This is a genomic window from Candidatus Dependentiae bacterium (assembly GCA_013821315.1).
Taxonomy (GTDB): Bacteria; Babelota; Babeliae; order Babelales; family Babelaceae; genus JACDHA01.
The window spans coordinates 1-22,495 of record JACDHA010000019.1; the positions used below are offsets into that span (position 1 = coordinate 1).

Consider the following 22,495-nt stretch of genomic DNA (forward strand, 5'->3'; position numbering starts at 1 on the left):
GCTTTACTGATGTTTTTATTCTATCTTACAGCTGCCATTCTTTCCCCTTCTCCCCTTTTATCTTTTCCCTAATCTACTTTATTCTTTTTTTATCTTTATATATTAAAAATATAAAGCTTACAATAAACAAATTTAATCATTTCTAAGGCATTTTAATGTTTAAATAATATTTAATTTACTTTCAGCTCCCCTTGTTTTCTTTATTTATTCTCTCATCTCATTCTTCTTTAATTAAAAAGTAATCTATTACTTTTACCAAACGTCACATTCCAACAAATTTTAAACAATAGATTACTTTTTAATTATTTACTTAGAGCAAGCACTTAAAAGCTATTAATAAAATAATTATGCGAACTAATTATTTTATTAATAGCTTGAAATAGCGTCTTATACTACAGAACCCTAATCGAGATACTCTACTCACAATAGCTTCGTCTTATTTATCATACACAGTTTGCATCTGGGTTTATAAAAGAATTTTCTGGCCTGAAACTAAAAAAAGTTATTGTACCTTTCCATAAGCTTTATTGCTTGCACAAAATTCATCTAAAAACACATCCCTTGCTATGCAAGATCATTTAAGGTATTGCTAAAGCTATCAGCACTTACTTGTATCTTTATTTGCTGAACAATTTCCATCTCTATCAGTTGTTTAACCAAACCTGAATAGCCAAGCTCTACTAATTTACGTAACGTATCAACGGTGCAGCCTTAATATTATTTAAAAACAGATTATTGACAATATAAAAATATTATTGATATACTAAAAAAATAAAGTACAAATATTAAACAATATTCAGGGAAAAACAATGAAAAAATTAATTCTTACTTTTCTCTTACTACCACTTTCTGTAGTAGCCATGATAGACAAGCGGTATCTTGCGTCACGAGTACGAATCAGTGTTGAACTCCGGAACACAGTTGAAGCAGGCGATGTGCAAGGTGTGCAACAATTGCTCCTATTGTTAAAGCCAACAGCAGAGGACATACATACCTTTAATAAGCTTGCGCATGACAAATACACTCAAACCCACCGTGATGTATATAAAAAAGTAGGTCAAGCCTTAAGAGATTATTACATTAGAACATTTTACAACAAGCCTTAAGAGATTATTACATTAGAAAATTTAAAATAAATAAGGGCAGCCTAAGACTGCCTTTTTCTATATTATAAGCCAGTGTTTAGTAATTTTTCTTATTTTTCTGATTTACTTTACTTGAGACGAAAGAAATTACTATATAGTAATCTTTTAATCCTTTTTTTTTATATTTATTTAGAGCAAAATCCATAACCTACTGCCAATAATTATGCGAAGCAATCTTATGTCATTTGCATTCAAGCGTCCATACTACTAGCAATGATGAAGAAGTGCTATTCGTTTGAACTTTTTGTATTGTATAGCACTAAATCTAAAACAGTTAGCTCTCTATTTATTTTTTAAGGTAATTATTGAAATACTAACGAAAAAAGACTAACCTTATTTCAATATACATCACGTTTTTGAAATAAAGGTATTATTAAATGCGCACTACTGGATCTTATACAACTTTAGGCTCTACCCATTATTTTATTCCCTTTGCACTACCCCCTCACGATCCCCCTTTACATCTCAATAACACTATTATAGAACTTTATGGTGAAGTTATGTTGTATTTAGGTAGACTTAATGAAATAGCTTACAAGATACCCAATAAAGAGCAATTCATTAAGGCTTATATTATTAAAGAAGCAATATTTTCCTCTGCTATTGAAGGTATACATACAACAGTTTTGGATATATATACACAGCCTCTTTTAGACACTAAAGTAAATAAAAATACTCAGCTAGTACTCAACTATATGAAGGCCGTTGAACATGCTCTTTTTCTCTTGCACAGCGAGGGCTTACCTCTTTCATCTCGCGTACTTTTAAGCACACATACCATACTCTTAAGCTCTGGTGAAGGCGAAAAAGCTAATCCAGGCAATTATCGAAAGCAAACAGTACGTGTAGGCAACTTAATACCAGCACCTCCAGAAGAAATACCCTCTCTTATGTCTCAGCTTGAGCAGTATATTCACTACGACACATCGCTTGAAATAATTAAGTCTGGTCTTGCGCACGTTTATTTTGAGACTGTTCATCCATTTCTTGATGGTAATGGACGCATTGGAAGACTGCTTATAGTACTTATGCTCATACAAAGCAAGATGCTTTCAGAGCCCATTCTCTACCCTTCTTACTATTTTAAAAAACATCAATTAGAATACTACCAAAAGCTAGATGAGGTAAGAACTAAAGGCGATTATGAAGGATGGATTATTTTCTACCTAAAAGCACTTAAAGAAAGCATGATCGATGCTTACAGAAGAATAAATGATATAGATACCTTAAGAAATACCTATATAGAACGCATTAACAATCACCGCTTTAGCGCTAAAGCAAATATACTCAGACTTAAAAGCCTTACTTTACTCTTTGGTTCTCCTATTATAAGTATTCCTTTACTTGCAGAAGAGCTTGCTGTCTCTTATAATACAGCTAATCAAATTATAAAAGATTTTATAGCAATGGACATTTTAGAAGAAAATAGAACTTCAAAAAGAAATAAGCTTTTCACTTGTCAACAGTATTTAAATGCGTTAGAACATGAGTATGAATAATTAATTAGATAGTCCCTAGCGCTGATAGGCAATGCACCTAAAACTTATTTGAAAAATATACTAGTATACAGAGCTCATTAACTCTTGGCAGTAGCAAATAGCTTCAAAAATAGTTTTTCTTATGCTCTTTTTTCAGCTAGTCGTGCTTTAAGCATTTTTAATAACGTTGTTTTTATACAATTTACAACACTATCTTTATCTACTTGACTTGATGGAACATAGTCAAATAAAGTATAAGCTTGATGATCTTTTCTAACTATAACGGAAACATCGGCACCAGAGCGCAGTAATAGTTGTATAGAAATACATGCTGAAGCTCCTAAAGTAACTGCATAATGTAAGGGTGATAACTTATGAGCATCTTTGGCATTAACAACTTCATAAGAAAGATTTTGAGAAAATGCTGCACGTAAGATTGGAAGTATAAGTTTTATGTTATTGCTTCGCACTGCCATATGCAGGGGCGTAGAAGTATCTTCAGGTATAATTTTAGTTATATTAGCACCACTTTTTAACAGCACCTCTAAAACCTCAGCACGTTCATGTAGTAGTGCATAATGTAAGGCAGTCCACCCATCAATAGATGCATCTACGGGGACGCCTATAAAGAGAAGAAATTGTACGCTATTTAAATTGTTTTTTGCTACAGCTGCATGCAAAGCTTTTACCAAGACCTTTTTATCACTAAGCATAGCATAATTATTTGAGCTAATAAGAGTTTGCACTTGGACACTATCACCATCTAATGCCGCTTTAAGCAATGGATCCATAGCCTTTAATAAGCAGGGAAACAAAAGAACTAGTAAAAATAAATGTTTTTTCATAGGTTTCACCAAAATAATAATATTAAATGTTATATGTATAATTAATAATATTTTATATTTTTATATTTGTCAAAAAAATATCTCTATTTAAATTTGTAATATATAACTAAGTATTACTAAAACAAAGAGCTACAAGGTTGAGTAACTTCTTAAAAATATAAGAAGCCTTTGGCATTAGTTTGAGCATAATAAATAGCGATTTGTTGCGCTAGTGGATAAGGTATAGCAATGCCAACAGCACAACTAGCTTCTTTAATTAGCTTTTCTATACGTGCCTTACCTAGGGCATATTCACTTAACTGTTTACCTATACTTTGATAAATCTTATCGCCTGTCTGCTTATAAAGACTTTGTAGAAGTTGATTATAGCACCCTAAATCTTGCACAGTTAATACTACCTTTTGCAATGCCTTTTTTACTAAAATTAAATGGCCAAGCCTAATTGCTGTATCTATCACTTCTTTGGGGCTAGTAGCCATTCTGCTTTCTAGCATCATGTACTGTTTAAGTACATCTATTATATCTGTATTGCCTAGACTCATGGCCCAAGACAGGGGAGTTTCTTTATTCCAACTAGGAGCATGAACATCACTATCTGCATCCGTATTGAGCAATAGCTTAACTATAGCCGTAGAGCTTTTAAAAACAGCGGCATGCAATGCCGTCTCATTGAATGTATTAGTAATATTAACATTTACATGAGCTTCTAATAATAACTTTACTGATTCTTTATGATCATAATTAACAGCAATATGTAGTGCCGTATTTCTTGTAACATTTTTAACTACTGCATTAACATTGCAACCAGCATCTAATAACACCTTTATTATACCTGAATGGCCTTGCTGCACAGCCTTATGCAGTGGCATATACCCAGAATCATCACTCGTATTAACATTGGCGCCCGCATCTATAAGCTGTTTTACCTGCAGTATATCGTTATTGTGCACAGCATTGAATAACTCCTTATCGAAAGAGGACTGGTTGCTCATCGCCTGAATTGAGCAATAAGCAGTAAGTATAACGATACAATACATTAATTGTTTCATAGAAAAGCTCTCTTTATTTAGTATAATTAAATTTTAATATTATTAATATAAATTAATTTAAAAAAGATTGCAACATGGACTATGAGAAACAATTTAGGGGAAGGTTTTAATTAAGTACTTAGTTGGCTAGCTTTACATCGTACTTTGCGTTATATAATGAGTAATATCTTCAGGAAAAGCTAGGGCGGATTGAGATACCAAATCTAGCACTATTTTATACATTCTTTTATAAGTTATATTATAGTGTCTCAATAATATACCTATTTTTTTATAAAGACACTTTTCAGTACTATCACTAGTTTCTGTATATTTTTGATAAACTATGATTGCCACTTGATTGAGCTGTTCAATACTTGGCTTTACTTTAAAAATAAGATTTTTAACAAGAGCAACATGTCCTTGAGTAATAGCTCTATATAAATTAGCTTGTGTTGGTTCTGCTTGTAAAATTTGACTAATAAGTTCGTATTCGGTCTCTCTTATTCCAGGAAGATACCTGTAAGAGTGAAAAACACCACCTTTATTCCACAACTCTGGATTAGCACCACTTCGAAGCAATAAGTTTACTATTTCTTTAGACTTTGTTTTGAGAGCTGTATTAAGCAAACTAACTCCACAACTAGAAAGCATGTCTAAATTAGCCCCAGCCTCTATAAAAAATTTTAGATTTTCCGTTTGGCCTTTTAATATACACCACTCAATCGCCGTTTTACCCTGAATAGCATACTGCATATTTGGCCAAGCACCTCTTTTCAGCAAGTACTTTACTACTACAGCATTCCACCTACTTGCAAGCAATAGTGCTGAATTACCATTTTTATCAACTGCATTTGGATTAGCTCCATTATCAAGTAATCCTTGAACTACTTGTTCATTTCCGCTAATTGCAGCATTAAGCAATTGGCAATCAAGAAAAGCTTGAGTTTTAAGACTAACGGGGACTAAAAATAGCAATCCTCCAAACAAAGAATTTAAATTATGCATCGCATTAACAGAAAGAGTTATGCCGTGTATAAACAAGAAGAATAACAATAAATAAAATAATTTTTTCATCTATATCCTTATTAGAATTAGAATAATATCTTTTATAATACTAACACCAGGTATAAGTATAAATATAGAACAAACATGGTCACCTGTCGGCAGTCAAAATGCACTTCCGCTGTAAGTAGTAGATTCTCTTTTAGAAGTACTCTTTGGATATTATACAATTCATAGAAAGATTTTAATGCTTTTCACGATTCTGCCTATGCTCAAACATTTTTTATAGCAAAACCTTATTTACATACTAATATTTCAATATAACCTAATTGAGACACACTCAAAAAATCTTAACTATTTTTGATACTTTGCATGAGGCTGCTAGAAAAATAATTATGCATTATATTTAATATATTTTTCTTCTGGATACTTACTTTATTTAAATAACAAAGTTAACATTATACAAAAATAACTGCCCAAGCTAATTTAGTCTTCTTTAGACACAACTATCGGAGTAGTTTTTAGACTACTCTTTCATGTAAGCTCGTTTTTAGTATAAACTTTAAAAGATATTCATTATGCTCGATAAAACGATACATAAGCTATACAAGGAAATCTTATGCTAAAAGAATTTAATGGCAAAATACTCATTCTAGGAGCTGGAGCTGTTTCTCAATGCTTCCAGCTTTTGTTAATACGCCATATTAAAACTAATTTTAGCAACATAACTATTATCGATGCATCCAATACAGCTGCCTTAATGGCACCACTCATAAATCAAGGTGCTCGTTTTATTCAACAAAAAGTCACCCAACAAAATTATATAGAAACTTTAAGCACCTGGCTGACGAGCGGAGATATACTTATTGATCTTACCGTAAACTTAGAGACAGGTGATCTTATAGAATGGTGTCAATACTCAGGCGTAATGTATCTTAATTCCTCAATTGAGTGGTGGGATCCAACAGGTAATGATCACTCAGCTAACTTAATTGATGAAACATTATATGTACGCCATTTGGCAATTCATGAACGGGCTAGAAATTGGCCTACTCACGGCCCTACAGCAGTAGTAGAACATGGTGCAAATCCCGGCCTAGTAAGCCATTGGACTAAAAGTGCTTTAATGAGCATTACTAAAAAGATCATCGAAATAAGCCAAGATGATACTAGAAGAGCACAACTCAAAGAAGCAGTAGACAAGCACGATTTTAGATCTCTTGCTTATCTTACTGGCACAAAAGTTATCCATATTTCTGAAAGAGATACACAAATAAGCGGTAATCCTAAACAAGTAGATCAATGTGTAAACACCTGGTCAGCTAGGGGCTTATATGAAGAGGGCACAGCACCTACCGAAATTGGCTGGGGAACGCATGAAAAAACAATGCCTCATAACGCTCATGAGCCTTTTTTTGGACCACGCAATCAGATATTTTTAAATGAAATGGGCATGAACGTCCTTATGCGCTCTTGGGTTCCTTCAGGAGATATAGTAGGCATGCTTATAAGGCATGGTGAAGCTTATAGCTTAAGCAACTATTTTACTCTTTGGAACAACGACAAAGCTCTTTACAGGCCAACTGTACATTTTGTATACACACCCTCAGATGCTGCGATAGCATCCCTTTATGAGCTGCGCATGCGTAATTACACGCTACAACCCTCTTTGCGCATTATGAACGACGACATTATAAGCGGGCACGACGAGGTTGGAGTCCTCCTCTTAGGGCACGATCTTAACGGTTGGTGGACAGGGTCTCATTTAAGCATAGAGCAAACACGCTCTCTTGTTGGCAATCAAAATGCAACTACGCTCCAAGTAGCAGCTTCTCTTTTAGGAGCACTCTTTTGGATGATAGATAATCCACGCAAAGGCTTTAATGTTCCTGATGATCTACCGTATGCACAAATACTTTCTATAGCAGAACCATACTTAGGCACCACTATTTCAATGCAAACAGATTGGAACCCTCTTAAAAATAGGATAAATGCTTTCAGTAAATTTAAACATGAACAAATAGACTATACAGATCTTTGGCAATTTAGTAATTTTAGAATACTTTTTAGCTAAATGATCCAGCAGATTCTTTAAGCTCTTTTTTTGAATCCCGCATAATGAGCTATACTGTTAACAATATCTTTTGGCAATGACGGTATAGCTGATTGTAACTTACCAGACAGAGCTCCTAATGCTTTATATCCTGCTTGACCATAATGAAGGGATGCATATTTTTTAAACATACCATTTATGATCACGTATTGAGGATCACCTATTTGAGTAAAATAATACCAGGCAAGCGTTTTCAACCTTAACACTTCATCAAATGGTAACACCACTGCCGTAAGAGCTTTTTTCAAAAGTCCTCTATAGCCAAACATAATTAAATTATTAAACAGCTGCTGTTGGAAGTCTTCAGACTGTATACCTTGGGGGTTAAGCCTGCTGAGTATAGTTAAGGTCTTAAACAACTCCTTTTGCGAGTCTTTAGAAAAAGCATCCTGTGGGTTAAGCATACTGATAGACTGACTACAACACCTATATCCTTCAAGAAATGTACTCATTGTTGTTAGCTCAGTCGACGCATTAAAGATTCCCTTAGGGTAGCTTGCTACTTGAGCTTTAAGGTAGTCTATTAAAGGCATATCTTTATAAAGCACATTGATGTCAGCGCCATAATCCAAAAGCAATTGTATAATATCAGTCAACAACGTTAAATGAGGGTTTCTACACTGCTTTGTCCACAATGAATGTCTTTGGTCGACCATTTTTTTTCTCAAATGAGTTATACTCATTTGTAGTTTCCACTGCAAACATTCTTCCACAATGAAGGCAATGGGTGCCATAGGCATGGTGTTACTATATAACTTTACTTTGTCATTAGGATTAATACCCGTTTTTAAAGCGTAGCGTACAAGATCAACATCAAGGTTTCTGAGCCCTTCTTTAAACTGTTCTTGATAGTAACCTACTGCACTAAGTGCATAATACTTAGCCGTATTAAACAACGAACTCATACTGCAGGAATACCCCGTAGTTAGCAATAAACTTACTAAAATATATTTTTTCATTGTTTTTCCTATTTTCGTTAATCTTCCATAATTTTAATAATATATTAATTATATATATTATTTTAAATTATATTATTTAATTGTCAAATTAAATATAAGCCTCTATCCTTATTTTAATAAAGTTTAGGACTCGTGCCCTAAGGCTTTTACTAAAAATTTATTCAAATAAATAAGTAATTATTGAACTTAACCTAGAAAATAGCTCACTTTAGCCAAGGCTGTTGAAAGCAGCAAATTGATTGCTATACTGAAATATGCTTATAACAACAACACACTTAAGGAACCGATGAATTTCATTAAAAATAGTCTATTTGTAGCAGCAATACTTAGTGCACCTGCCTATAGCCTTAATCAAACGCAAATAGATCGCTTACAGAAGAATTTAGCAAATAACATTGATCTTTTTACTAATGATATGGCTGATGCTCTTATAGAAACTTCTATAGTACTAGCAAAATCAAAAAATCCTCTAAAATTAGTAGGATATATAACAAGAGAAATTTACAGAGAAGGCAAATCTAATTTAAGTAATGATAAGTATATGCTTACTCTCTTTAAGAGATATGGCTTGAATGCTACGAAACAACTAGCAGCAATTCGCTCATGGGATTTTGCTAAAGAATTAGAAATGGCACGCTCATTAGATACCAATCTTTCTAATATACCTGAAGGTAAAGTCTTAAGAGAAGAACTTCGCAAAGTTGATTCAATTTTAAGTTCCAAAATAATAAGTGTGGCTAAATTTTTCACTTCTTTTACAAAACGTGAAAAGAATCTTCTTAAAACATGGTCATTAATGAGCAAAAGAGCTGTAACTCATGCAGTTTCTACTGTTAGCTTATGTTTAGCAAGTAAAGATACTAGTCCTGCAACTTTAGCTACTCTCGAGGAACAGCTTAAGGACAGTGCAGTTAGTTCATATATAAAAATGGTAAACAAAATTGAACAAATAGACACTATGGCTATTATCAAACATGAGCAGCTTGTCGATAAGCAACAGGTATTGTTTAGACAAACCATAGAAGCTATAAAAGCTTTTGCTACAGGTGATAATAATGCTCCTATACTTAAGACCTTACAAAGCCAGTTTCAAAAATAAACCATTAAACTCTATTAGTGTTATAAGCAAAGAGAGCCTTAATCCTAAGGCTCTCTTTTTAATTTATTAAATATTTTGTTAATAATTTTTATTTTCTATATTTTTTAGAGTTAAACAGGTAAAGTTATAATACAATAAGATATTTCTCTATTTTAACAAACAGGTATACTCCCATGATTAAACACCTACTGATAATTTTATTTGTCATTTCTCAAACAAGTATAAGTGCTTTACTGCCTGATGACGAGCTCATTCAAGCTCTTGAAAATAATAACCTCTCTGGAGTTCAAGGAGCAATAAAAAAAGGCGCCTCGGTCAATTCTGACACAAACAAATACAACGTTCCGCCTCTTTTCATTGCTTGTAGTAAGCATAAAAATCCTAATTTATTTATAATTAAATTTTTACTGCATAACGGAGCTTTAGTTAACGGTACAGGTAAAAATTTAGCTACTGCTCTTCATTGGGCCATAACTGATACTGTTGCGCAGCTGCTCTTAGAGTATAAAGCCAATGCCAATGCCCAGGATATACGAGGAAATACACCTTTGCACAAAGCAATACTCAATGGCTCATTATCAAGAGTGAACGTATTACTTCTAGGTGGTGCTAAACACCTAATCAAAAACAATTGCAACAAGTCTCCCTTTAATTTAATTGAAGATGAGCTTGCCTCTACGCAAGAATATCTTACGGTAGACCAAAAAGAGACTCTTATAAAAATCAAAAGAGTCTTAGTTTGCACAATGCATGTAAATGATATATTTATAAAAGCTATTGATGATAGAGATATACAGCAAGTGTATGAGTTAATAAGCCTAGGGATAAGCCCTAACGACAAAAATAACAGCTATAATAAATCGCCATTGTTACTTGCTATTCAAACAGATGAAAATCAAAGTTACCCACTGGTAAAACTACTGCTTTCTAAAGGAGCTAATCCAGACATATGTGACTCTAAAGGCAATACCGCCTTGCATAAAGTGCATACTAAAAATTTAGCACTGTTAGTACTTGAGTACGGCGCAAATCCAAATGCTCAAAATAGCTTTCATCAAACTCCCCTACATATTTATTGTCAGGCAAAACCAGAAGAAAATAAAGAAGAACTCGTAAGCTTGATTTTCAATAATGGCGCAGCTATTGATGTACAAGACATACACGGCAATACACCACTTCATGAAGCAATTGATACTGATATAATTACTTTGCTTATAAATTATGGTGCCGATATAGATAAACAAAACACAGTTGGAGATACTCCTTTAGTAAAAGCTCTTAAAGAAGACTGTTTAGAAAAAGTTATTCTATTGCTTGAATTAAAAGCAAGTGTTTTTATAAAAAACAAAGCTGGTTCAAGCGCATTAACTATTGCTTTAAAAAGAATAAAATCTATGAAGGACTTAGAGGCTTCTTTCGATGAATTTTTCTCAACACAATACAAAAACATGCTCTCCAAAATAGTACACTTAAACCTATAAAAAAAGAGAAGCGTAATGCTTCTCTTTTTATTTATTAAATAATTATATGAGCGATTAGACTGTTTTCGATTGTAAGCCAAGATAACGGACTATTATGCATTGTATATCTTTTGGAAACGTGTCTAACTGATTTTGTGATAAAGCAAATAAAACATTCATTATTTTAGGATGCATTATTTGCCTCTCTATAGCTCTAACTATATCAAGCAAATCCATTTTAAAGCGCGTATCACTTTCAGCAAGACTCATTCTCACTGCTTTGCCTAACGCCGTTTCTCCTAAGCTGTCTTTAATGGTATAATCTGCTCCACAGCTTAAAAGCAATCGTGCTATTTTATAATTTTTAACACCTTTACTTCTAGTAGGCACCAATGCCAAATGTAAAGGCGTTAACCCATCTTTATTTTTTATATTTATATCTATATTTACATCCGCAAGCAACGCAGCAACTGCTGAGAGCCGCTCTAAACGTACAGCCTCACAAAGAGCAATACCCTCTTTACTATCTTTATTAATATCAGCACCATTTGCCAAAGCTTCTCTTATTTTTTTTACATTACCTTCTTTTGCCGCTCTTATCAAAACATTATTAACATGATTAACTTTTTTTACACTAGGTAAATTATTATAATCTTTAATGTCGTCAAATGAGTAAGCCTTTTTCATTACGCTTCTCGTTTGCATGCTATACGCATCGCCTGAAACTACTAGTAGTGCTAAAAAAAGAAAGATTCTCATACATGTCCTTTGGTATAGTATGATTGTTTAGTAATATATTATTCAATTATACTAATAAAAAAATATTATGCAAGTTTATTTTATTAAAAGACTCTAACTTTAAATAAAATGGTTTAAATTCTTTATATTTGTATAATTTTTATTGTATAATATAAATTAAAAAGAACACAAATTATGAAAAGCATGTTATTATTTCTAGCACTATTACTAGGAGCATCTATGTCTACCAAAACTACTACACCAGAAAAAGCACTTTTCGCAGGCGGATGCTTTTGGTGCATGGAAGCTCCTTTTGAAAAAATACCTGGAGTACTGAGCGTTCTATCAGGTTACACTGGTGGCAGAAATACCAATCCAAACTACGAAACGTATGCCAAACAAGGGCATATAGAAGCAGTTGAAGTTACCTATGACCCTTCTTTAGTAACTTATGAGCAATTACTTGATGTTTTTTGGAGACAAATAGACCCTACTGATGGTGATGGCCAGTTTGGTGACAGAGGGCCACAGTATAGATCCGCTCTTTTTTATCTTAATGACAAACAAAAAAAGGTAGCTGAGCAATCTAAACAGAGACTTGAAGACTCTAAAAAATTCTCAAAACCCTTAAAGACAGAGATCCTTAAAGCCACACCTTTTTATAAAGCAGAAGAGTACCATCAAGACTATTACAAGAAACATCCTATTAAATATAAGTGGTTTAAATACATGTCCGGACGCACAACCTTTTTAGATAACACATGGTCTACTGAGAAAAATAAAACAACAAATAAACTTTCAGATGAAGAATTGCATAAAAAGCTTACACAGTTACAATACGATGTTACGCAAAAAAATAAAACTGAACCCGCTTATAACAATCTTTATTGGGACAATAAAAAGCCTGGCATTTATGTGGATATAGTTTCTGGAGAGCCTCTTTTTAGCTCACTTGATAAATATGATGCTAAAACAGGATGGCCAAGCTTTACCCGTCCTTTAGAACCTCAAAATATAATTACCAAAGAAGACAATACCTGGTTTACTTCAAGAACCGAAGTACGTAGCAAAGGCGCAGACTCTCATTTAGGTCATGTATTTAAGGACGGACCAGCACCAACGTATCAACGCTACTGTATTAATTCTGCAGCACTACGCTTTATACCCGTAGAAAATATTGAGAAAGAAGGCCTCGAAAGATACAAAAAAATCTTTAAAAGCTAGCTGGTTTGTATATGCCGTCAGCTTTATAGACAGTAAAACTTCCCCGGGTCTCTTTTGTTAACGTAAACATACGTTTGTGAAACTCTTGTAATTGAGCACAAGAATAAATTATGAGAGTTACCTCTAAACCAGAATCTACAATAAACTGTTTATTCTTTTCTATAGCCTGAGCAATAGAAAGAAGATCATTGGCAAAAACACCACCGCCTATGAGTGTAAGAAATACTTTTTTCTTGCCCTTAAGAGCAGCTATACGTAATGTTCCTTCGTAGGCAGCATCAAGTAGCATTTGAGCTCTTTTTTTAGCTTCAGGATTATTTTTTAAATCTCTATTAAGAGCACCGAAGTCTAATCCAGCTGTGAATACTTGATTAATTGTTTGCTCAGGTGAATCTATATGAGCATGCAAGCCTCCTTTAGTAAAACCATGAGTAACTTGAATATCACTATGATAGCCTATTTTTATATCTGATACTATCTGCTGATCTACTATTTTATTGAGCGTCTTAGTAGCATGAAAATCAACATAGCCATTAACTACTGGAAAATATTCAGCTACGTTATCAAGTAAATTTATTTGTTTATTTTTAGTTTGACGCCATTGTTCAGAATCTAAAGCTAGATTATGAAAAATATAATACATTCTAAAAATAATACCTGGTGCTGCAGAAAGTGAAGCAAAGGGTCCTTGGGTATAATCATAAATATACTTAGTTATGCCACTCTCAGGAACATCATTTTTACTTACTGGTTCTAAAGCACTAAAATTAGAAGCTACTTGAAATACAGCATCCTTACTAGTAGGCTCTGCTTGCAGAGCACCTACATCAAGATAATATCTAAACCACGAGTCAACAACTGTACCTTGCCCAGCTTTAACATTAAAAGTTCCTGAACGCAGTTTTGGCAGCTTGGACGTCTCTACGCGTAATTGTTGTAGCGAATACTCTTCAAAATGGCCTGCCTTAAAATTTTGACCTGTTTTGCAATTGGTAATAGTACTATTTTTAGAATCTAGACCTAGTGAAGTAAAAAAGGTTCTTTTATTATGCGATTGCCATACTTCTTCAGACAATCCAATAATATCTTCAAAAAATCTTTCTCGGGGAACATAGTCATACACACGATGTATTGGTGCTGAATCAGCTATTTTTATGAGTCTAACTGCGCCTAAAGAAGTGGGTACTAAAATTAACAGACTATACACTATTTTATAATTAACCATTTCTCATTCCTTTGATGCTTTTTGTAATTACTACTTCAATTGTAGCAAGATAAAAGCTACTTGCAAAAGCTTAGCTAGCTTTTGTAAATAACTTTTAGCAAATCAATACTCTGAGAACTAAAGACGCTTTAAATTTACAAGACTTTTATGTAAACTTACAGTTAGATTTTAAATTTACAAAGTTGCTGTGTAATTAGCAAGAAAAATTATGTTAATTGTTTATATTAACAGATATTCTTAAAAAATTTACTTTTAGTAATATCCCTTATGCTTTATGCTTATAACCACTGTAACCAGCAATTATTCGTACTATATCTTCTGGCAAAGGCGCAACATCCGAAGACAGCTTTCCTGAAAGAGCTCCTATGGCCACAAGGCCAGCTTTTTCATATTCATACTTTTCTATTGTTCTTATAAGACCATTTAGATGAGGATGAGTTTCATTGAGCTTTTTAGCCATTTCAAGAGGAGTTTCATTTGCATCATTTTTTATATCTAGGCGTGCTCCATGAGCTATGAGAAGTTTGAGAATCTCTAACAAGGATTTTATCTGCATACTGTATAAATCAGCAAGCTTTGGATTAAGATATGCAACTTTTTTTACAAGTATATGTAGACTCGTATTACCTTCTGACTCTTGAATATTAGGACTAGCACCTTTAGAAAGTAAAAATAATGCTAGTCTTAATTGATTATTATTTATAGACCAATGCAGGGGTATATTTGTATACTTATTTATTTTTTGACCACCATTAATATCTGCTCCTTTATCTAAAAGCTTTTTTATTTCTTCAGTTTTATTTAATAGTTGACTTGTAGAAGATACAACATTATTAAGCTGATTTTGTAATGAGGCTGCTATAGTATCTTTTTGTTCTTGTGTAATTTGGGAAGGGCTATTCATTGCTTTAATGAGGCAGAAAAATAAGCTTAGGTTTAATAATATAATTTTTTTCATAATTCTCTCTTTTTGTTAATTGATGTTATAATATTATTATATTTTATAGTATATAAAATTGTCAATATTAGACTTTAATTAAAGCTGTCGACCAAACAACTCCAAGATATAAATTATACGCTAAATTTATATATCTCTCGTTAAAAAGCGCTGAAGCAAAATAGCTCAGCGCTTTTAGGTATTTAATTAACGCAAGTTAACCAGTTAATATACCGTTCACGTTTTTGAGCATCAGTAAACCACCACTCATTAGGACCCGGTACTATAGTAAATGTACGTACAAATTCACCCGTAGACTTTTCAACTAACTCTGGATGAGCATTAACAATAGACGCTGGCATCTCTTTGCCTAATTGAGCAGGTCTTTCAAAATGGGTTGCCATTACTAAAATACTGTTTTTCAGGGGCGCTACTTGCTTTAAAAACCTCTCAACACGCAAAGCCCCTTCTGCTTCCATAGTACCCTTAAGAGGTTCATCAATAACGGTTAAAGTCTTAAGTTCAGTAGACAAAAGAAGTTCTTTTTGAATATCATCAAGACGCTTCTTTTCAGCCATAAAGGTTGAATATCCTTGGCCAAGCTCTTCTTTTATATTTGCATAGGTATACAATTTATCAAAAACAGTTAACGTCGCTTTTTCTGCCGGCACTATACCAAACGTTTGCGCAAGTTGCACTGCATAAGCAATTGCTTTCATGTATGTAGATTTTCCGCCACCATGAGGCCCCGTTAATATAAGTGTTCCAGGCTTATTTGCTCCTAAATAGATATCACTCGCTTTTATTTGACTGCCTGATAATAGTGGATTATACAACCCCTTAATTGCTAGAACAGGAGAACCTTGCTCGACAAACTCAGCAAACACATAGCGCTGAGGCTGCAGAGCACTTTGGCAATATGCTGACGCAACTGACATATAGGCATCAATTGATCCAAGCGCAACCATTACCGGAACAAGCTCGTCTTTTACTTTATGAAGAAGGGCATATGCAGTAACCGCATCACCAAGACGCTCTTGCCAGGTACCATTTTCTTGTGCAAATGAACCAGACATAAGAACTTTTTTTAGCACAGCCAAACAACATGATATATTTTTATTTTCACAAAAATCTTTTAACTGATTATAATTTTGCATAACAGCTCGTAACGGCGCAGCATCTTTTTGTTGCAGTCGCACATACAACGCGTCAATAGCATAAAATGTTGCAGCTAACGGCTGCATACGCTTATAAAGAGAGGTATAAATATAGTGTTGTGTTTCGAATTCTGCTTTTAATTTATATATATTATAGATATCTATACCTATACAACCTACATAAAGAGCACTCAGAGGAGCTGCAATTTTTCCCGGTATTTGGTAATGCAACCATGCTGATACTGTATTATATAATTGCCACCCTAATACACCAATAATTCCACATGTAACACCTGCAAGTAAAGCAGTACCACCATAGTAAAACTTACGCACTACTTCACAACAATGTGGCTTAGTATTCCAAGAGTCAAAAATACCACTAAAGTATACTCTTTTAGCAAGCTCTGCATCAAGGTCGGCCGCTGGATTCCAAGCATTAAGTAACATTTTTTCATGTTTTCCAATAGTTTCCATTAAAAATGCTAAAGAAGCATTAAGATCTGCTTTCGAACGGTTGGCAATAAGCACTTTAAGCGCTTGCTGTCTACACAAAATAAGAGGTATATCAGTAATCGGTTCTGAAATAAGACGAGCAAGAGCAACTTTACCCATAAAAGTACGCGCTCTATCTAATTGAGCATATAAATGAACATCTCTACTTTCTCCATCACCTACAAGTATATTAATCTCTCGCAAAGAATATGGATACATAATGCTGTTAAATGGACGCGGATCAGCCACATCAAAAAGCCTAAAAAGCTTTCTTTTAGCAGCACTATTTGAAGGTACTTGTAAAAGAAGTTGAGCTTTTTCTTCAAGCTTAGCTTGAGGATCCCTTTTTACCTTATCTTGATTTAAAGTAGGTTCAGACTCAAGGGCAATAGCACCAATTTGAGCATAACCGCCCAGAGAAGCACTACTGTGGCTTGATATTATAAAGCTTGTTAGACATAAAAGTGTAAATAAGTATTTAATCATGGCAATCTTGGTTTTATAGTTTTTTACTATTTGCATACAACGAATTAAGTATACTTATATTGCACTAGAAAGCCAATTTTTTACTTTTGATTAAAAACACAAAGAAGAGGGCTTGTAATACTACAAACCCTCTTCTTTAATAAATGGATACCCTTACTCTTTAAATGAATCACTTAGATCAACATTGCGAGCTATATGTTCAATAAGTTCTGTTGGCACCTTTTTAAATATATTGCTATCAGGCTGACTACTTTTATATTTCGCTTCAAGAATACGTACTAATGTACGTTGTTTACTATTTTGAATAACTTTTTTAAGATGCATAATAATGTGCTTTTGCTCTTGCTCTTGTAACTGTGCTTGAGTTACCAAGGGCTGCTGACAAGTTGCTCGTGCTAGATCTAACGCATTTTGCCCTCTCTTTGTTTCCAACAAAGGATTAGCATTATGCTCTAATAATTCTTTTACTAAGGGAAAAGAAGAACTAGTAACAGCAAAATGCAAAGGAGAATAGCCTACTGCATCTTGTATATTAGGTGAAACGCCATAGGTAAGAAGCAGGTGCACTAATGCTTGAGTATGGTCATATATTTTACCCATACAAGGCGCATGCAGCAACGATCTACCAAAGTTGCAAACTGTTGTTTTACTTACATTTTTCTTAAAAAACAGGGGTGCTATTTCTAAAATTGCCGGATTATATATACCTACACCTGTTAACGGTACATTGCCGTAGGTGTCTTGTTTATTCACATCTGCGTTTGCATCAAGCAATACACGCACTATTTCGACATTGCCGCGCTCTACAGCATAATGCAAAGCTGGCGGAGCATCTTGACTACAAGCGTTAACAGCCGGTTTTTGAGCTAACAGTTTTTTAACTTCCTCTAAATCATTAAATGAAACTGCACCTTTTAAACGATCTTCCAATTTCATGGAGTAACTTACAAAGGGAACTAAGCAGGCAAAAATAAGGGATAAGTAATTATTCATAGTGAGCGCCCTCAATACTATTAAATTAAAAAAATATTACATTGATATACTCTTTAAGTTTATATTTTATTTTATAATTGTCAAATTTTTTAAAGTAGTTAGCTTTCAATGTTCGCAGTGGGCAAAAGCTTGCCAAGCCTACTACAGACTCCCCTGTTTTAAATACTTTCACGTTTCTTTACTTACTATAAGATAAATTAGTAGCCTATAACTACTAATATTTTATTGATTTTTATTATACGTGGCAGCTCCACTATAAGGAAAAATAATGCTCAAGAAAATAGTTTTTTTTGTAAGTATAACACTCTATGTTTTTAGCATAAGCATGAACACACTGAAGGTAAAAACAACTGTATGTGGGCTATGCCTTGAGAGTTTAGCGGATCAACCTTGTGTAACGCTTGCATGCTTTAAAACACATACTTTTCATACAAAATGCTTTAAGTATTTTTGTATTTCTCAATTAGAGCAAAGAAACACTTTAAAATGTCCTTATGACCAGAAAGCTATATCTTTTGATCAGTTGAAAAAAACATGTGGCAGAAAAACTATTTTAGCTAATCAGCGCAACCAGCTGCTTGAGTTTTTTGCCAACGCAGAAAACTATGTGCTTATAGATGTTCTTAATGATGCTTTACTTAACAATCAAGAAGCACTGCAAAGCATACGTTTACTTATTAATCATCCGATCTTAAGTAATTACAAAAAACAGTTTTGCTGGCTTGCAGAAAAACTAGGTAACGAAGAAGCAGAGAACCAACTTGAAAACTTGCTGCATTGTTTTACTGAAGTTTCTGATACCTTTCCTGAGCTGATATCTCTTATAAGTAATGCTATCAACCTACTTATAACATTTATTGAGGAGCAGCCTGCAGAAACAAGTGCTTCTTTATGCTCTAAGCTAAAGCTTTTGCTAGAACACAGCTCTGCTCATCAACAAAATAGCCTACTCCACTATAAAGCTATTCTAGCAAATCATGTACCTCAACTGGGAGCACTTACTTTTCTAGATTGTTTACGCTGCTTTGCTTTAGGTGTTAAAAAACGAGATAAAATCCTTATTAAGCAAAGTATTAAAAGCTCCATCAACCCTATGGCAAATCCTTTAACAAAAAACTTTATAGGAAAACCATATATTTCTAGAGCTGCCGCCGCAGCGCCATTTTTGGCTGGCTGTCTTATAGCACTTATTGCTCTTAACTTTCCAGATCAATGCTCAAATTATCATTATACGTTTTTTATAGCAGTGTCATTTAAAATTCTTTTTGATATAACTGTCAATACCTACTTAGCAGGCGCTTGGATTAATAACTACTCTCACATCTTATGAAAAAACATTTCATATAAGAAAAGTTCTACGCATAAACCATTTGCGCAGTTCTTCACCTATAATAAATATCAATCCAATAAGCCCTGCAATAAACCACTGATGGAGACTTAATGGCACCGTTTTAAATAAAGGCTGCAAAAACGGCATATAGAGTATAGCACTATGCAAAGCTATAACAAGTAGAGTGGCTCCTATAAGCCATCTATTAGTGGCTACTCCAAGCTCAAAAAGTGATTTGGTTTCCGATCTACAGTTCCATGCGTTAACCCACTGCAACAACGCCATACTCGTCATTACAAGTGTACTAAGAGCACCGTTTTCACCATAATAGAAATACGTAAGAATAAAAACACTACTTGCCATCAAAGAAGCTTGGTAAAATACTTTAGCAATAAGAGTTCTATCAATTAATCCCTTTTTTTGTGTTTTATACAGCCATTCATCAGTTAATATATTTTTCTCCCGAGGTTCCATTGCCAGAGCAATATCAAGAAATCCATCAGTTATAACATTGATCCACAAAATATGTACTGGTAACAATATAATATCACTTCTAAAGGCAAAAAAAGATGCTAATACAAAAACTTCACTTAAATTAGTTGAAAGCAAATAAAGTACTACTCTTCTTAACGTTGCAAATATATGACGCCCTTCCTCTATAGCACGTACAATATTAGAAAACGAATCATCAAGCACTACTAAATCTGCCGCCTCTTTGGCAACTTCGGTTCCTTTTATACCCATAGCAATTCCTAAATCTGCCGCTACTAATGCAGGCGCATCATTAACACCATCTCCTGTCATCGCAACAATTTTATGATTCTCATGAAGCAGTTTTACAAGCTTCATTTTATCTAAAGGTGAAACCCGCGCATATACACGAACAGTAGCTACCGCTCGCAAAGCTTGCTCATGCGAAAGCGCATTGAGTTCTGCTCCTGTTAAAACCGGCTGATCTTTATCACCAATGCCTGCCTGATAGGCTATTATAGAGGCAGTTTTTTTGTGATCACCTGTTGCCATAATTACTTCTATATGCGCTTTGCGAGCCTGAGCAACCATAAAAGGGACATCCAGACGCAGAGTATCTTGTACTGCAAAAAGGCCTAAATAAACAAAATGCCCTAGTACCTGCTTTTCAAAAAAATCATCAAAGTCAGTTATTTCGATAGCCTCAGCTTCTGTATAAGCTGAAGCAACCATACGCATACCATTTGATAGAAACTGATCTAGTAAAGCAAGCGCAGATTGAGGAACTTGAGCACATGCAGCAAAAACATACTCGGGAGATCCATGAACAAAAACAAATAATCTATCGTCTTTTTTGAAAAATTGCGCTTGCAACCTTCTTACAGGATCAAAAGGAATATCATACAGCTTAGTAAATTTTTTTTCAGCCTCAGGCTTTGTTACACCTAGCTTAAGCGCAAAAAGCTCAATAGCAGCTTCTAGAGGCTCTCCTTTAACAAGTACAGTGCCATCTTTTAGATACGCTCTATGAGCACGGGTCATAAGAGCTGCACCATAGACAAAAAGCTGCTCTGTTGATGATAAATCTTTCAACACAACAAGCTCATTGTCTTTAAGCACTTGCCCTTTTTCTAAATACCCTTCACCGGTAACAGTAAAAACCTTATCACCAGCAAGCACAGATACTACTACCATTTCATTACGTGTAAGTGTTCCCGTTTTATCAGTAATAATAACATCCGTACGACCAAGCGCTTCTACAGCTTGCAGTTTTTTAACGAGAACCTTATTTTTTGCAAGGCGCGAGGCCCCAGAAGCAAGTACTATGGTAAGGACAACAGGAAGGCCCTCGGGAATTACTGACACAAAAAGGGCTGCTAGTAACAGCATGATATCTGTTATACTCTTACCTTGGTATAGTGCTACAACTAACAGCAACCCACATAAGACAAAAGCACCTATAACGATTGAGCGAGATAATTTTTGAAACTGTTTTTTAAGCGGCGTTTCTGTATCAATAGTTTGAATTACTTTTTGAATAGTACCAATATAAGTAGAAAGACCTGTGGCAACTACTACTGCTAGTCCATTACCAGACACTACAGGAGTTCCTGCAAATACCATAGTATACTGTTCATACAAAGGTGTATTTTCTGGCAACATACCAACCTTTTTTTCAACAGCAAATGATTCACCTGTCAAAACAGCTTCATCAATTTTAAGATTATACGCTTGAAGTAAACGAGCATCAGCTGGGATACTTTCACCATCTTGAATAAATAAAATATCCCCAGGCACCAAAAAGCGTGTATCAATTATTTGCTGCGTACCATCACGCATAACGGTACACGTATTTGCTGAATATTTTTTTAAACTATTAAGTAAATTACTTGCTCGCCCTTCTTGAAAAGCTCCAATAAGAGCATTAAAAACTAGTATAAAAGCTATAACAAAAGCATCGACGCGATGACCAATAAAAAGCATTAAAAAAGCAGATACGAGCAATATATACACTAAAGGGCTCTTAAACTGCCGCAATACAAGTATAAGCCATGGCTCAGATTTCTGATGCAATAACTCATTAAGCCCATACTCTTTTAAACGCTTATCTACTTGTGCTTGTGTCAAGCCACGTTGCCTATCAACATTATAAAGCACCATAAGATCTTCAAGCGTAACTGCATAATACTTCATTCTACTCTCCTAGTTAATCACTATTTAAAGAAACTTTAGCAATTAACAGCTAATCTAAGCAACAGTCTATACACTTGCAACTAGTAGCCACTATTTTCTACAGTCTTAAAAACAGCTATA

Annotated in this window: 17 protein-coding genes; 7 read left to right on the forward strand and 10 right to left on the reverse strand. The window is 34.2% G+C overall.

Going from position 1 to position 22,495, the window contains the following annotated elements:
- The first annotated feature begins 809 nt into the window (after positions 1–809).
- Complete coding sequence (locus H0X48_04945; GenBank protein MBA3954636.1) at positions 810–1,106, forward strand: hypothetical protein; 297 nt, start codon at positions 810–812, stop codon at positions 1,104–1,106.
- A gap of 416 nt (positions 1,107–1,522) precedes the next feature.
- Entirely contained in the window at positions 1,523–2,644 is a 1,122-nt protein-coding gene (locus tag H0X48_04950) for a Fic family protein (protein MBA3954637.1), read from the forward strand.
- A 119-nt stretch (positions 2,645–2,763) separates the two neighbouring features.
- Here the strand turns inward: H0X48_04950 and H0X48_04955 are convergent, their stop codons facing one another.
- The 3 genes from H0X48_04955 to H0X48_04965 form a co-directional block, all read right to left on the reverse strand.
- Positions 2,764–3,468 carry an ankyrin repeat domain-containing protein gene (locus tag H0X48_04955; protein MBA3954638.1) on the reverse strand — a complete coding sequence of 235 codons (705 nt, stop codon included), beginning with the start codon at positions 3,466–3,468 and terminating at the stop codon, positions 2,764–2,766.
- A 149-nt stretch (positions 3,469–3,617) separates the two neighbouring features.
- On the reverse strand, positions 3,618–4,517 hold the full coding sequence (locus tag H0X48_04960; protein MBA3954639.1) for an ankyrin repeat domain-containing protein: 900 nt from the start codon (positions 4,515–4,517) through the stop codon (positions 3,618–3,620).
- Between the two features lie 132 nt (positions 4,518–4,649).
- Positions 4,650–5,570 carry an ankyrin repeat domain-containing protein gene (locus H0X48_04965; GenBank protein MBA3954640.1) on the reverse strand — a complete coding sequence of 307 codons (921 nt, stop codon included), beginning with the start codon at positions 5,568–5,570 and terminating at the stop codon, positions 4,650–4,652.
- A 547-nt stretch (positions 5,571–6,117) separates the two neighbouring features.
- Between H0X48_04965 and H0X48_04970 the strand changes: the two genes are divergently transcribed.
- Entirely contained in the window at positions 6,118–7,572 is a 1,455-nt protein-coding gene (locus tag H0X48_04970; GenBank protein MBA3954641.1) for a saccharopine dehydrogenase NADP-binding domain-containing protein, read from the forward strand.
- 17 nt (positions 7,573–7,589) lie between these two features.
- On the opposite strand, the gene H0X48_04975 is transcribed toward H0X48_04970, so the two are convergent.
- A complete protein-coding gene (locus tag H0X48_04975; GenBank protein ID MBA3954642.1) occupies positions 7,590–8,570 on the reverse strand; it encodes a hypothetical protein in 981 nt (326 codons plus the stop codon).
- A gap of 286 nt (positions 8,571–8,856) precedes the next feature.
- Between H0X48_04975 and H0X48_04980 the strand changes: the two genes are divergently transcribed.
- Positions 8,857–9,669, forward strand: a complete 813-nt coding sequence (locus tag H0X48_04980; GenBank protein MBA3954643.1) for a hypothetical protein — start codon at positions 8,857–8,859, stop codon at positions 9,667–9,669.
- Between the two features lie 173 nt (positions 9,670–9,842).
- Complete coding sequence (locus H0X48_04985; protein MBA3954644.1) at positions 9,843–11,150, forward strand: ankyrin repeat domain-containing protein; 1,308 nt, start codon at positions 9,843–9,845, stop codon at positions 11,148–11,150.
- Positions 11,151–11,204: 54 nt separating this feature from the next.
- Here the strand turns inward: H0X48_04985 and H0X48_04990 are convergent, their stop codons facing one another.
- Complete coding sequence (locus H0X48_04990) at positions 11,205–11,888, reverse strand: ankyrin repeat domain-containing protein (protein MBA3954645.1); 684 nt, start codon at positions 11,886–11,888, stop codon at positions 11,205–11,207.
- Positions 11,889–12,062: 174 nt separating this feature from the next.
- On the opposite strand from H0X48_04990, the gene msrA reads away from it, so the two are divergent.
- Entirely contained in the window at positions 12,063–13,091 is a 1,029-nt protein-coding gene (msrA, locus tag H0X48_04995; GenBank protein MBA3954646.1) for a peptide-methionine (S)-S-oxide reductase MsrA, read from the forward strand.
- Here the strand turns inward: msrA and H0X48_05000 are convergent.
- From H0X48_05000 to H0X48_05015, 4 genes are all read right to left on the reverse strand, one after another.
- Complete coding sequence (locus H0X48_05000) at positions 13,081–14,316, reverse strand: hypothetical protein (protein MBA3954647.1); 1,236 nt, start codon at positions 14,314–14,316, stop codon at positions 13,081–13,083. The genes msrA and H0X48_05000 overlap by 11 nt on opposite strands.
- A 265-nt stretch (positions 14,317–14,581) precedes the next feature.
- Entirely contained in the window at positions 14,582–15,274 is a 693-nt protein-coding gene (locus H0X48_05005; protein ID MBA3954648.1) for a hypothetical protein, read from the reverse strand.
- Positions 15,275–15,456: 182 nt separating this feature from the next.
- Positions 15,457–17,388 (reverse strand): hypothetical protein, encoded by a 1,932-nt coding sequence (locus tag H0X48_05010; protein MBA3954649.1) that lies wholly within the window; start codon positions 17,386–17,388, stop codon positions 15,457–15,459.
- 153 nt (positions 17,389–17,541) lie between these two features.
- Positions 17,542–18,381 carry an ankyrin repeat domain-containing protein gene (locus H0X48_05015; protein ID MBA3954650.1) on the reverse strand — a complete coding sequence of 280 codons (840 nt, stop codon included), beginning with the start codon at positions 18,379–18,381 and terminating at the stop codon, positions 17,542–17,544.
- Between the two features lie 268 nt (positions 18,382–18,649).
- Between H0X48_05015 and H0X48_05020 the strand changes: the two genes are divergently transcribed.
- A complete protein-coding gene (locus H0X48_05020; GenBank protein ID MBA3954651.1) occupies positions 18,650–19,711 on the forward strand; it encodes a hypothetical protein in 1,062 nt (353 codons plus the stop codon).
- 9 nt (positions 19,712–19,720) lie between these two features.
- On the opposite strand, the gene H0X48_05025 is transcribed toward H0X48_05020, so the two are convergent.
- Positions 19,721–22,375: a cation-transporting P-type ATPase gene (locus H0X48_05025; GenBank protein ID MBA3954652.1), complete on the reverse strand. Its 2,655-nt coding sequence runs from the start codon at positions 22,373–22,375 to the stop codon at positions 19,721–19,723.
- Positions 22,376–22,495 lie beyond the last annotated feature (120 nt).